Annotated in this window: 13 protein-coding genes and 1 tRNA gene; 12 read left to right on the top strand and 2 right to left on the bottom strand. The window is 33.3% G+C overall.

What is annotated here, in order from left to right; all coding sequences use genetic code 11:
* The 3 genes from PHH50_03595 to PHH50_03585 form a co-directional block, all read left to right on the top strand.
* The coding region (locus PHH50_03595; GenBank protein MDD3729367.1) for a hypothetical protein at positions 1-315 on the top strand (315 nt) is incomplete at its 5' end.
* A gap of 296 nt (positions 316-611) precedes the next feature.
* A complete protein-coding gene (locus PHH50_03590; GenBank protein ID MDD3729366.1) occupies positions 612-1562 on the top strand; it encodes a hypothetical protein in 951 nt (316 codons plus the stop codon).
* A 95-nt stretch (positions 1563-1657) separates the two neighbouring features.
* Positions 1658-2785, top strand: coding sequence for an SPFH domain-containing protein (locus PHH50_03585; protein MDD3729365.1), 1128 nt, complete (start codon positions 1658-1660; stop codon positions 2783-2785).
* Between the two features lie 53 nt (positions 2786-2838).
* Here PHH50_03585 and PHH50_03580 read toward each other — a convergent pair whose 3' ends face one another.
* Together PHH50_03580 and rsmA are read right to left on the bottom strand one after the other, a co-directional pair.
* A complete protein-coding gene (locus PHH50_03580; GenBank protein ID MDD3729364.1) occupies positions 2839-5274 on the bottom strand; it encodes a hypothetical protein in 2436 nt (811 codons plus the stop codon).
* 30 nt (positions 5275-5304) lie between these two features.
* A complete protein-coding gene (gene rsmA / locus PHH50_03575; GenBank protein MDD3729363.1) occupies positions 5305-6162 on the bottom strand; it encodes a 16S rRNA (adenine(1518)-N(6)/adenine(1519)-N(6))-dimethyltransferase RsmA in 858 nt (285 codons plus the stop codon).
* Positions 6163-6207: 45 nt separating this feature from the next.
* On the opposite strand from rsmA, the gene PHH50_03570 reads away from it, so the two are divergent.
* The 9 genes from PHH50_03570 (at position 6208) to PHH50_03530 (ending at position 13454) form a co-directional block, all read left to right on the top strand.
* Positions 6208-7212 carry a LysM peptidoglycan-binding domain-containing M23 family metallopeptidase gene (locus PHH50_03570; protein MDD3729362.1) on the top strand — a complete coding sequence of 335 codons (1005 nt, stop codon included), beginning with the start codon at positions 6208-6210 and terminating at the stop codon, positions 7210-7212.
* Positions 7213-7300: 88 nt separating this feature from the next.
* The gene (locus PHH50_03565; GenBank protein MDD3729361.1) at positions 7301-7678 is read left to right on the top strand and encodes a hypothetical protein; all 378 of its coding nucleotides are present in this window, start codon (positions 7301-7303) and stop codon (positions 7676-7678) included.
* A gap of 40 nt (positions 7679-7718) precedes the next feature.
* A tRNA-Lys gene (locus PHH50_03560) sits at positions 7719-7791 on the top strand.
* A gap of 53 nt (positions 7792-7844) precedes the next feature.
* A complete protein-coding gene (gene rpsO / locus PHH50_03555) occupies positions 7845-8111 on the top strand; it encodes a 30S ribosomal protein S15 (protein ID MDD3729360.1) in 267 nt (88 codons plus the stop codon).
* Between the two features lie 39 nt (positions 8112-8150).
* Complete coding sequence (locus PHH50_03550; protein ID MDD3729359.1) at positions 8151-8654, top strand: NYN domain-containing protein; 504 nt, start codon at positions 8151-8153, stop codon at positions 8652-8654.
* 112 nt (positions 8655-8766) lie between these two features.
* Complete coding sequence (gene pnp / locus PHH50_03545; GenBank protein ID MDD3729358.1) at positions 8767-10884, top strand: polyribonucleotide nucleotidyltransferase; 2118 nt, start codon at positions 8767-8769, stop codon at positions 10882-10884.
* A 49-nt stretch (positions 10885-10933) separates the two neighbouring features.
* The gene (locus PHH50_03540; protein ID MDD3729357.1) at positions 10934-12472 is read left to right on the top strand and encodes a hypothetical protein; all 1539 of its coding nucleotides are present in this window, start codon (positions 10934-10936) and stop codon (positions 12470-12472) included.
* 1 nt (position 12473) lies between these two features.
* Complete coding sequence (locus PHH50_03535) at positions 12474-13022, top strand: hypothetical protein (GenBank protein ID MDD3729356.1); 549 nt, start codon at positions 12474-12476, stop codon at positions 13020-13022.
* A gap of 69 nt (positions 13023-13091) precedes the next feature.
* Positions 13092-13454 (top strand): TraR/DksA C4-type zinc finger protein, encoded by a 363-nt coding sequence (locus tag PHH50_03530; GenBank protein ID MDD3729355.1) that lies wholly within the window; start codon positions 13092-13094, stop codon positions 13452-13454.
* Positions 13455-13509 lie beyond the last annotated feature (55 nt).

Raw genomic sequence — 13509 nt, 5'->3', positions numbered from 1 at the left:
AATCAAATCAAAGGAGCTGGGATTTTCAGCGGAAAAACAGGAGAAGTTAAAATAAAAATAAGTAAGAAAAAAAAGCAAATTGAGATTTTAAGCCAAAACAGCGATACTGGTGAATATGTTTCTCAAATAAATGCAGATGTTCAAGGAGAAGATGTGGAAATATCATTCAATCATAAATTTTTAATACATGGAATTTCTCTTATCAAAAGTTCTGAAATTATTTTTGAATTTAGTGGTGATTCAGGACCGGGCGTAATAAGGCCAGTGGGAGATCAAAGTTTTGTTTATATTCTAATGCCTATAAAGTTGGCATAATTTTCCTTTTTAAAATGATTTTTTACCTTTAAAGAGGGTTTTTGTTTTGAATTTTAGAATTTGACAAAAATAAAAAGAAGTGCTATATTTTTAATTAGAACTTTTTTAGTTGGAACCTTGAAAATTCAATGGAGAAAAGGAATGGAAAATTATAATAAGATTCGCCTTTTAGGGTATCTTCTTAATAAAAGAAAAAAAACAGCATTTAAAAGAAAGTGTTGATTTTATTAAAATTTCCCTTTTATTGCTGTTATTCTTATTATTTTATTTCTCTGTTATTACCAATTTAAAATTTAGTGAACACAACAAAGTCGAAAGAAAAGGAGATAGAAATGAGTAGAACCATTTTTCTTTTTTTAGTTCCGGCTTTTATAGTCGCGATAACTATAATATCCTCTTTTTTTATTGGATGGTGGGCTTTGAGCTTTTTAATTCTTTTACTGTTGTTTTTTTACAATAGTATAGTAATGATACAGGTAGATCCTCCTCATAAAGGAGTTCTTGTTTTTCTTGGACAAAGACAAGAAGAAATTCTTAATGAGGGATGGAGATTTGTTCCACTTAACCCTGTTATTTTCAATGTTTTTTTAGTAAAAATATTAGCTACTAGACAAACTATTTCTATTCAAATTTATTCTTCTGATAATGTAAAACATATTATTGAAATATCAATTACTTGGACTCCTTGTTATGATCCTCCTTTGTTGATTAATTTTTTAAACAGTGGAGGAGAAAAAGGAGTTAAAAAAGAAATTGAGAGCATTATTCATGGAAATATAACATCCTGGTCAAGGTCATTTAATTATAAAAAATTAGGGGATGCTGGAAATAGTGCTATTAGTTCTATACTAAAGATTATCTGTGGCAATGAAGTTGGAGATAAAGAGGTTAGAAATGTAATTCAAGGGAAGGGATGTATTATTCATGAAGGACTTGGAGTTAAAATTAATCAGATAAATATCACGGGATTGCGCTTTGTTGGAGAATTTGCAAAAGTGGCGGAATTATCAGTAGTCAAAGGGATTAAAATAGATATTGAAAAAAAAGAATTAAAACAGATTGCTGACTTTATTAAAAAATATAAGGAAGAAGGAAATTTATCTACTTCTGAAGCTATTGAGCTTATTCAAACAGAAAAAGGAACTGTTTCTAAAAAAATAAAAGAGGTAAGTATTTCTCCTAAAATTATAGAAGTTCTTGCAGATCCTAAAATAGTTGATGCTATTAATAAAATTTTAGGCAAATAAAAAAGAAAAAATTATGCCCTCCTCTTTTAGAGAAGGGCTTTTAAAATATATATAAAGCTATATTTTTTATTTAATATAATAATTACAATAAAAATTTGACAAAAACAAAAAGAAGTGCTATATTTTTAATTAGAACTTTTTTAGTTGGAACCTTGAAAATTAAGGAGGTTGGAATGATGATTCTTTTGAAAATTTTTCTTTCCCTTTTTGGGTTGATTGCAATTATTTTTTCTTCTATTTTTTTAGGAATTATGGTTGGAAATTTTTTAGGTTGGGCTATAATCTTAAGTATTTTCTTAAGTTGCCCTACCTATATCTTTCTTGTTATTTTTTTCTTTTTAGCACCAAATAATCTTTTTTTTACTTTTGTTAATGAAGGAACGGCAAAAGTTATTGTCAAAGCGGACAAATTTGAAAAAGCTCTTATTCAATGGGAAGGTAGAACTTTTTCCTATTTTGATTCAGGAGATGATAAATGGAATGTTAAAGAAGGATCAGAAAGTCATCTCTTTGGTGGATTGCGATTTTATGGATTTTGGCCACTATGGGATATTTATGGCTATGGTTTTGAGTGGTCAGGGATAAACCAACAAGAAAAAGTAGTTTATCATCCAAAAAGAACACTAGATTACGTTCTTCTTAAGGAAGATGTTTACTGGGCGGGTTTAGACAGAGCAGAAGATAAAAATCTTCTTCCTCTTAAAGTAGAGCTTAAATTAACAGTTAAAATAATTAATCCTTATCGTGCTCTTTTTAGAGTCCAAAATTGGCTCGAAACATTAATTAATCGTCTTAAGCCGGAAGTGAGAAATTTTATTACCCAAAAAGAGTATGGAGAATGGATAACGGAAATAAGTAATATGGGTGATGATATTTTCACTTTATGTGCCGGGATTCTTGACGAGTTTGAAAAGGAATATGGAATTAAAGTCCGAAAAATTCAAATTAAAGAATTAGATCCTCCTCCTGAGTATAGAGAAAATACATTAGCTCCTTATCTTGCAGAAATGCGAAAAAGAGCGACAGTTATTGATGCTGATGCTGAAGTTGAAAGAATTAAAAGGGTTTTTGCTACAATAAGAGATTTTGAAGACACAGGAAGTCTTGTTAGAATATTAGAGGCGATGGAAAAAAGCCCACTTCCTGCTAGCATGGTTGTCCAGGCTATTCCTGGTTTACAGGAAGCTCTTAGAAAAGGACTTCGTTCAGTTTCGGAAGAATGATTTTTCTAAAAATAAAAGGAGTCTTTGACTCCTTTTTTGTTTTTTAAAAAATGTTATGGATTTTTTCCATATCCTCCTCTTGTTCGGGGAGTTGGACCAGATGGCGTAGAGGGTGTACTAGGTGTTGAAGGAGTTGGACCAGATGGCGTAGAGGGTGTATATCCTCCTCTTGTTCGGGGAGTTGGACCAGATGGCGTAGAGGGTGTACTAGGTGTTGAAGGAGTTGGACCAGATGGCGTAGAGGGTGTGCTAGGTGTTGAAGGAGTTGAGCCAGATGGCGTAGAGGGTGTACTAGGTGTTGAAGGAGTTGGACCAGATGGCGTAGAGGGTGTACTAGGTGTTGAAGGAGTTGGACCAGATGGCGTAGAGGGTGTGCTAGGTGTTGAAGGAGTTGAGCCAGATGGCGTAGAGGGTGTACTGGATGTTGAAGTTGTTCTAGGTGGTATATTTTCAATAGGGAAAATTGCTCTTCCTGCATTTGACGTAAGATAACTATGCATACTTGCGCTTATTTCTGCTCCAGAATCTACTTGTTCTTGTATCTTTTCGCGAGCTTTTTCTCCAAAATTTTCAGCTATTTCAGGTATAATTTGAACTTTTGCATTTACTAAAATGCTTTTTACTACTTCTTCATCATCAAAAACATCAGAAGACCAAGATTCAACATCGCTCTTTTTTACCTGACTTATAATTATATCAAGTTTAGCTCTGTCTTTGTCTTTTTCATCCGGAAATTTATCATCAATAACTTCTCTGGCAATTCTGTTTCTTTCTTCTTCATCTTTAAGTATTTTATCTACCTCATCTTTGTCTGTTATTCCATAAGAACTGTCAAGACGTTCTTTAATTTCTTTATCTGTAACTTTTTGAGCAAGCTCATCGTCGGAAACCAGCTCTTTGGCATATTGAGGCATCGTTTTTCTAAGCTTCTTAAATTCGTCAGGGGAATGTTCTCTTGTTTCTTTTATAATCTCTTTTATCGTATCATCTGTAAGACCGTATTTTTTCTTCATTTCTCCTATATTTCCCTCTTCATTTGCCATAACAAGTGCTGCTGTTCTTTCTTTTTCAAAAGGAGAATTTACTCCTTGCATTTTCTTTTCAATTGTTGATCCTTTATATTTTTCTTTTGCTTGAGCTCTGTCTTTTTTTTCTGTTTCTTTTAATACTACTCCTGCTGCTCCTACCGCTTTACGCGTTGCCCAATATGCAGGAATAACACCTGTTGCATATCCTAGTCCTGTAGCAAATTTACCTCCTCCGCTTTTTCCTTCAAATCCAGGCAGGGTGGTTTTTGTTTGCTTTGCCATTTGTTCTTTCAATCCAGAAGGAATGCTCCTTGTCAAAAACTTTCCTCCTTTTATTGCTCCTGCTTTCCCATATTTTTTTGAAACGCCAAGTACCATTTGAGCTCCTATAGCACTTGTTGATACTGATACCATTAGTCCTATTATTGCGAGCATTACTCCAAATAAAGCAGGAGCCAAGAGTGCAACAAGATCTCTTAATAAAAGAAATCCGCCTCCTTGAGGGATTGTAAGGGAGCTATAAATTAAAGCGGGGTTCATCATGGCAAATCCTTCGGCAAGATAAAGAAAAAAAGCCCCAGTTACTCCGATAAAGGTCCATTGTATAAAAGCATTCCACCATTTTCTTGCTATCCCTTGGGTTTCAGGGAGGATATAGCAGACAAAAGCAATAGGAGACAAAATTACAAGTAGCCAAATTGCAAAATATCTTGCCGTGAAAATGACGATAAATCCAAGATAAGCTAGGGAAATAAGAAGATAAACTATCAAAAGTCCGGATGCTCTAAACACCATTCCGGCAGTTGTCAAAAGAAGGCCTCCTTTGAGAGCATCCCAAATATTTTCCATATGTGAAAATCCTCCTAAAATAGAATTATGAGCGGTAACTGTACGGCTTATAAATCCTCCGTCTCCTCCTGGAATTTGAGTAACAAAGTATCTTATCAATATATTAGAAGGGTCAACAATAAGTCCGGTAATTACGGGAGCAAAATTTACAAGAAGAGCTATAACTATAAAAGTTATAAGTAGTTTCTTTGTGTTATAGCTTTCAAGTCCAAGTATTGTCACAATTCCTATATAAAGAAGGGCTAAAACAAGAATCATATTCATTAAGCTTTGAGTAACCAGCAGTCCTTGGCTTATTATCGGATTTGTTGCAGGCTGAGTATAACTCCATGATATAAAGTAGGGACTCATCACAAGTATCAATATGGATCTTGTTAAAAGAGCAAGAAGCTGGGCTAACAAAACGAGTATCATTAGAATAATTCCAATAAAAAAAAGAGGTATAGTTAGCACCAAGCTTAAAAGATATCTTGTAAAAGTATCAAAGGCCTCTCCTATTCCAAGATCAAATCCTTTTGCAATAAGGGGAGTAAAAAATATAAAAGAAAAAATAAAAAAAGAAACAAATGTTAAAAGTTTTCTCCTTTTTAGGTTGTTTTTAAACAAAGACATATTCTTATAATATTATACTAATATATATTTTTATAGCAATAGTAAATTATCAGAATTAAAACAGTTTGTTAATTTCATCCAATCCTCAATACTGAAATCTCCCGGTCTTTTTTTAGGGCTAAATCCGTTTTTCAAAAGCAATTCTATTGTTTTATCCTTAGGGACATTAAGCTCTTTTGAAAGATTGTTTATAATTTGTTTTCTTGGTTGAGAAAAACCTGCCTTTACCACTTTAAAGAAATAATCAGTTTTTTCTTCCTTAGGCAAAAGAAAAGGAGTTATTTTAATAATTGCGCTATCAACCTTCGGTTTTGGCCAAAAAGAATTTTTTGATATTTTCATTATCAATCTTGGTTTGGCATAATATTGGACGGAAACAGAAAGAAGACTCATATTTGGGGGATTTGCGCAGATTCTGTTTGCAACTTCTTTTTGAATGGTCAAAACCATCTTTTTGGGTTTGTTTTTACTCTCTAAAAATCTTCTTATAAAAAAAGAAGTGATGTAATAAGGAATATTCGCTACAACCTTGTAGTTTTGAGGAAGAAAATCAATATTAAATTCCAATATGTCTTCTTCTACAATCTCAATATTTTTTATTCCTTTGAATTTTTTTATTAAAAGAGAGCAAAGCTGTTTGTCCTTTTCAACGGCTATTATTTTTCCACCTGTCTTTAAAAGTTCTTCGGTAAGAATTCCTGTTCCGGGACCAACTTCCAAAACTGTTTCGTTCCTTTTTATTTTTGCAGTTTCCACTATTTTTTTAATAGCAAAATTATTCAAGAGAAAGTTCTGCCCCATTTTTTTAAGAGGTTTTTTCCCTTGGAGCTCTTTTTTAATTTTGTTTCCCATTTTTTTATAATAACACAGTATTTTTAAGATTTCCATAAAATTGTCTTGACTTTTCTTTTCTTGCGGGTATCATGGAGAAATATGTTGAAAACGGAGCCGAGTATAGGAAAAAAGGCGATTTTTTTTACAATAATAGCCATGCTGGCCATTCTGGCACTTATGGCAACTAAAACTTCTTCAAAGGGAAGTTTTTATTTTGGAGAAACTGCCAGAGCCTCAGATATCTTATTTGTCGAAAGTTCAAGGAATTTTATTACAGTAGAAGCGGAAATGAGTTTTATTGAAGATAGCAGTATTGCTGCTGCCTCTTCTCCTTTGATATACCTAACAAATTCTTCTTTTGGAACGCTTGCAAGTTTTGAAGAAAGAGGCAAAGAAATTATTGAATATGAAATAAAAGAAGAAGAAACGATTTCAAGTATTGCCGAAAAGTTTGATATTTCCGTAAATACAATTCTTTGGGCAAATAATTTAAATAGTAAGTCAGTTTTAAAAACTGGACAAAAATTAGCCATTCCTCCTGTTTCCGGAGTTGTTCATGAAGTGAAAAGAGGAGACACGGTTAGCGAAATAGCTAAAAAATACAAAGCCAAAGCGGAAGATATTGTTTCTTTTAACGAATTGCCAGACGAAGGAAGCATTTATATTGGGGATATAATAGTTGTTCCAAACGGAGAAATGCCGGTTATTCGACCCGCTTCTCCTGTTCAACCTTCTTTTTCGGGGTTTATTGTTCCCGTAAAAGGATATATTACCCAGGGTCTTCATTGGTACAATGCGGTTGATATTGCAAATAGCTGTGGCACTCCTGTTTATGCATCTGCAGCAGGGACAATACAGATTACGGGATATCATAACATTGGAGGAAGGTATATAAGAATACTTCATCCAAACGGAATGGTTACCTATTATGGACATCTTTCAAAGATTTCCGTTTCAGTAAATCAAAAAGTTTCCCAAGGGGCACTGATAGGATATATGGGAAATACGGGTTATACTATCGGAGCAACCGGATGCCATTTGCATTTTGAGGTTAGAGGAGGAACAAATCCTTTGGCAAAGTATAGAGTCGGACACCGCTTTTAATTCTTCTGTAAAAAAAGCAATGTTAATTATTTTAAAATAGGCAATTTAGTTGCCTATTTTTCTTTTTTATGCTATATTTTTTTAAGATATGAAAAAAGTAATTTTACTAATATTTCTGTTTCTTTTTTCCTTTAATTTTGCCTATGCCGGTGGGTATACTCCTATTGTTCCTTGTACCATTTTTAATTGTACCCTGTGTGATTTTTTTCAGATGATTGCAAATATTGTTGGGTTTATACAACATTATATTGCAGCTCCTCTTGCTGTCCTTATGATTATAATAGGAGCTATGTTTATGGTAATGCCATATATTACAGATTCGGGAGGAGAAGCGTTTACAAAAGCAAGATCTATTTTTAAAACGGTTGCCATTGGCCTTATAATCATATGGGGAGGGTGGATTATTCTGAATCTTTTTCTTACTTCAATCGGAGTAAGTCCAAGCTGGTGGCAGATATCCTGTTGACGATATATAAAAAACAAAGCCAAAATTAAGTAAAGGGCAGGCCCCTATAACTCAATTGGCAGAGTAGTTGCCTCTTAAGCAATTAGTTCCAGGTTCGAATCCTGGTGGGGGCACAAATAATTTTAAAGATATTTAAGAAATAAAATTTATTCAGAAAAATAAAAATATGATTAAATCAGAAGAAAAAACAAAGATTGTCAAAAAATATGGAATTCACGAAGCTGATACCGGAGGAACGGAAGTTCAGGTCGGTCTTTTAACGGAAGAAATAAAACAGCTTCTTTCTCATCTTAAAAAACATCCCAAGGATTTTCATTCAAAAAGAGGGCTTTTGAAAATGGTGGCAAAAAGAAGAAAGTTTTTAAGGGCGTTGAAAGAAAAAAACGAAGAAGAATACAAAAAAACAATAGAAAAACTTGGACTTAAAAAATAAGTGAAGCTTTTAATTGAGCGTCTTATTTAATTTTAATTTATGGTAATAAAGCACAGTGGACAAAGAGTAGGCGTTTTAATAGATGTCCAAAACCTTTACCATTCGGCAAAAAATCTTCACAGATCCCGGGTAAATTTTAAAGAAATACTTAAAACGGCAATAGGCAAGAGGTCTTTAATAAGAGCTTTTGGTTACGTTGTAAAAACGAAAACAGGAGAAGAAAAGCCCTTTTTTGAAGCTCTTACAAACTTAGGTATAGAAACAAGAGTAAGGGACTTGCAGGAATTTTATGGAGGAGCGAAGAAAGCGGATTGGGATGTTGGAATAGTAATTGACGCTATAAGAATTGCTCCAAGTGTTGATGTTCTTGTTCTTGCCTCTGGAGACGGGGACTTTATAGCTCTTGTCGAATATTTAAAGAATCAGGGAAAAAGAGTGGAAGTAATGGCCTTTTCAAGGTCTTCTTCTTCTTTACTTAGAGAAACGGCAGACGAATTTATAGACCTTTCTGAAAAAAAGGAAAGGTTTTTGTTAAGCAAATAATTTTAATCCGTTCTTTCTGCGGGGGTGCGAATTTTTTACAAATTCAGATAAATTGCAAAATGCAACTTGGTGGATTCGTAAAGCATTCGTTTCTCGCAAAAGGACAAAAAAAATGGAGAATAAGAAATTTACTTTAGATCTTGGAAGCAAGAAGATAGAAGTAGAAAATAAAAATATTGCCGAACAGACGAACGGGAATATAATGGTCAGTTGCGGGGATACTCTGGTTTTGTCAACCTGTGTTATGGGCAGAGAAAGGGAAGATATGGGTTTTTTCCCGCTTATGGTTGATTATGAAGAAAAATATTATGCAGCCGGGAAAATAAAAGGGGCCCGATATATAAAAAGAGAAGGCAGGCCCTCTGATGAGGCAATTTGCAATGCCCGTATTATAGACAGGACTATTCGTCCTCTTTTTGACGAAGGACTTTCTTCTGAGATACAGGTTGTGGCAACGGTTTTTTCATGGGATGGAAAAAATGATCCGGATGTTTTGGGTATCCTTTCTTCTTCTATAGCCCTTGCAATATCTGACATACCTTGGAATGGTCCTGTCGGAGTAATAAGAGTGGGAAAGGTAGACGGCTCTTTTGTTGTAAATCCCACTTACGAAGAAAGGGAAAAAAGCCAATTTGACATTGTCTTTACCGGAATTATTGAAAATGGAAATCTTCTTATAAACATGATAGAAGGAGGCCTTAATGAAGCAAAAGAAGAAGAAGTGGAAAAGGCCCTTGATTTTGCAAGAGAATATTTGGAAAAAATGATTGATTTCCAAAAAAATATAGCAAAAGAAATAGGAAAGGCGAAAAAAGAAATCTCTTTGCCTCAAAAAGATGAAATTCTCGAGAAGGAAATGAGGGAATTTTTAGGAGAACGATTTAGAGAAGCTCTTTTTCAAAATGACAAGAAAAAAAGATCTGAAGAAGTGGAAAAAATAAAAAAAGAGCTTGTATCTTTTGTAAATGAAAAATACAAAGAAGATTCAAAAGAAAAATACATTGGAAAATTTATAGAAAAAGAAACTGACCTGCTGATTCATGAGGGAGCTGTAAAATTCAAAAAAAGAGTTGATGGAAGAAAAATGAATGAGGTTAGGGAAATTAAATGTGAAGTCGGCCTTCTGCCGAGAACTCACGGTTCAGCTCTCTTTTCAAGAGGACAGACAAAAGGACTTTCTATTTTAACCCTAGGAGCTCCCGGAGACCAGCAGCTTATAGAAGGAATGGAAATAGCCGGAAAAAAAAGATTTATGCACCACTATAACTTCCCTCCTTTTTCTGTCGGAGAAACAAAACCGATGAGGGGCCCGGGAAGAAGAGAAATAGGGCACGGGATGCTTGCTGAAAAAGCGATATTTCCTCTTATTCCTGCTTTTGAGGATTTTCCATATACGATAAGAATCGTTTCGGAAATGCTTTCTTCAAACGGTTCAACTTCAATGGCTTCAATATCAAGCTCCTGTCTTGCCCTTATGGATGCAGGAGTGCCCATTAAAAGACCTGCAGCCGGAATTGCAATCGGACTTATGCAACAAGACGCTTCAAATTATGAAGTTTTGACAGATATTCAAGGACCGGAAGATCATCACGGAGATATGGATTTTAAAATTGCCGGGACAAAAGAAGGAATAACCGCCATTCAGCTTGATGTCAAAGTAAAGGGAATTACAGGACAGATTTTAAAGGAAGCCCTTCTGAGAGCAAAAGATGCGCGGCTTCAAATTTTAGAAAAAATGGAAAAAACTATTCCTGCACCAAGAGAACAATTATCTCCTTTTGCTCCGAGAATCTTGACTTTAGAGATAAATCCTGAGAAAATTAGAGAGGTTATCGGACCCGGAGGAAAAGTCATAAACGAGATTGTTGAAAAGACGGGAGCTTCCATAGATATCCAGCAAACGGGACTTGTATTTATTACTTCAGAGGATTCAAGCTTAGCAGAAAAAGCCCTTTCAATGATAAAAGACATAGTAAGAGAAGTTGAAGTTGGAGAAGTGTTTGAAGGAAAAGTTGAAAGAATTCTCGATTTTGGAGCTTTTGTCAATCTTCTTCCAAATCAAGACGGGCTTATCCATATATCAAAACTTGCTTCTCGTAGAGTTGATAAAGTGGAGGACGTTGTAAGCGTAGGAGATACCGTTTCTGTCAAAGTCATATCAATTGATAATCAAGGAAGAATAAATCTTGCCTTGATTGAAAACAAGGACAAAAAAGGTAAAGAAAAATAAAAGAAGAGTTATTTTTTAAAAGAATACTTACTTTTCTTTTAAAAAGATTATGGAAAAAGACCAAAACGATCCTATAAGCAGCACAATGATTAATACAATGAAAAAAGACATTGATATTCTTGCTAAAGGAGGTCTTTTGGATGATGGAGTATTTTTAAAAAAGAAAACAGAAGGCGAAAGAAAAATTAAACCGGTCCTTTCTGAAAAAACCCCGGAAGAAAAAAAAGAGGAATCGGTAAAAATAGAAATTGAAAAAAAGAAGGAAGAACTTCAAAAAAGAAAAGAAGAAGAAAGGCAAAAAATAGAGGAAGAGGAGGAGGAAAAAAAGAAGGAAGAACTTCAAAAAAGAAAAGAAGCGCTAAAAAAAACAGAAGGAGAAAGAAATGAACTTAGAAATCTTGAAAGAGAAATTGAAAAAGAGGCAGAGATAAAAGGAAAAAATAAAGAAGATGTCTTAAAACAGAGAAAGATTAAACTTGAAGAAAAAATACAGAATATTTTAGCTTTAAAAAAGCCTGTTATTGCAAAAATAAACGAGCTTATTTTACAAAAGGAATCAATTGAAGAAAATATTTCCGTTATTCTTGAACAAGAAAAAGAAATTGAAAATCAGGCAAGACAAATTGAAGATGAAGAAAAAAGAGAAGAAGATAAAGATCTTTTAAAAGCTATAAAAGAAAGAAGATGGGAAACAGAGGAAAAAAGGAAAGAAATAGAGCTGAAAAGATGGAAAGAGGAGGAAGGTATCCAAAAAATAAACAACGAGATAAAGGGTCTTGAAGAATCTTCTTTATCTATAGGAAAAGATAACAAAGAAGAGCAGATAAAAGAAGAAATAAAAAAGATAGAGAAGATAGAAAATAAGGCGAAAATTGAAGAAGAAAGGTCAATTATTCAAAAGAATCTTGATATTATTTTCAGCCAAGAAAGAGAACTGGATGTTAAAGAGTATAATTTAGAAAAAAAGAAAATAGTTCTTTTTAATCTTCTTTCAAAAATATCGGAAGAAGAGAAAAACATTAATCTGGAAAAAGAAAAAACGGAAGAAGAAGAAAAATCCGAAAGCAATCCTCAAAAGAAAAGGGATATTGAAAAGAAAAGATGGGAAATAGAAAATAAAAGAAGAACCATTGAAAAGAAAGCTTGGGATGCTGAAAGAGCTATTAAGGCGATAGAAGAACAAATTTCCGACATTAATAAAAAGAAGAGAGAGCTGGAAGAAAGGAGAAATTTAGGGAAAAGAAGAATAAGCGAAATTGATTCCATCTTAGAAGAAAGTTTTGTTTCAAGCGATTTTTCCAATGAGATTTCTGCAGATGAAAATCTTGTTTACCAGTACATCAGAGAAAATTCCCAAAACGTGGAAGAAGATATTAAAAAAGCAAAGATAGATAAAGGTTTCTTTAATTTTATTTCCAGTAAATTAAAGAAAGATTCAAATAAAGAAGAAGAAAAAGAACAGTCGGCAGGAGAAAGAATTGTTTACCAGTACATTAGGGAAAATTCCCAAAACGTGGAAGAAGATATTAAAAAAGCAAAGATAGATAAAGGTTTCTTTAATTTTATATTAAAAAAATCACAAAAATAATATGTCTTTATACGATGAATACTTAAAAGAAAAAAATATTCCCGAAAAAAAACCTTCCGATATTAAAGAAGGAATTATAAGCGGGGAGGATCTTTCTTCTGAAATCGCAAAAGAAATAAGAGAAGGGATAGAGGTAAAAAACAATGTCAATAAAGAAAAAAAAGAAAACGTTGATCTTGAAAAGGAAATAGAAGAAAAAATGAAGAAAGAGGCGTCAGAAAAATGGCAGAAAGAGGAAGAAAAAAATAAAGAAGAAATTTTAAGAAAAATAGGAAATGAAGAAAAAAGGGAAACAACAGAAGAAATTAAGAAGGAAATAGAAAAAGATAAAACAGTAAATGCACCTATTGCCTCTTCTCGCGCCCTTCCTCCAAAGCCGTCTTCTTTTAAAAAGTTTTTAATCAGATTTTTTATTTTTCTTCTTTCTATAGTTTTTCTTTTAACGCTTGCCTTTTTCCTTTATTGGTTTTTAATTCTTGAAGATAAAGATGCTCCTTTATTTGAAATAATAATGGGTATTTTAAATCAAGTGAAAATACCGGGGATATAAGATATTAATAAAAAACATTTAAATTTTGAAGTTCGCCAAAAACATGAGTCGAATTTCTAATACCTTGATATGAAAGATACTTTTTTAAAAGAAATAGAAGAAAAATTGGAGGAAAAAAAAAGATCAATAGAGAATGACCTGAAAGGTTTTGCCAAAAAAGACAAAAAGGTTAAAAATGACTGGGATACGGGATATCCAAAATTTGAACAATCGGGAGGTAATGTAGAAGATGCGGCGGACGAAGTTGAGGAATATGCAAACCTTCTTCCCGTTGAACATAGTCTTGAGCTTAAGCTTGTTGATGTAAAAATAGCCCTTGATAAAATAAAGAAAGGAAAATATGGAATTTGCGAACAATGCAATAAAAAGATAAGTGAGGAAAGATTAGATGCTTCTCCGGAAGCCAGAAAATGTCTTGATTGCACAAAATAATTCTTTTATAAAAAAGAGGCGGGATATACCGTCTCTTTTTATTTAAAAAGAGTGC

This window comes from Candidatus Paceibacterota bacterium (genome assembly GCA_028697015.1).
Classification (GTDB): domain Bacteria; phylum Patescibacteriota; class Minisyncoccia; order Minisyncoccales; family GWA2-38-27; genus JAQVFW01.
This window is presented reverse-complemented; position numbering and strand designations above follow the sequence as displayed.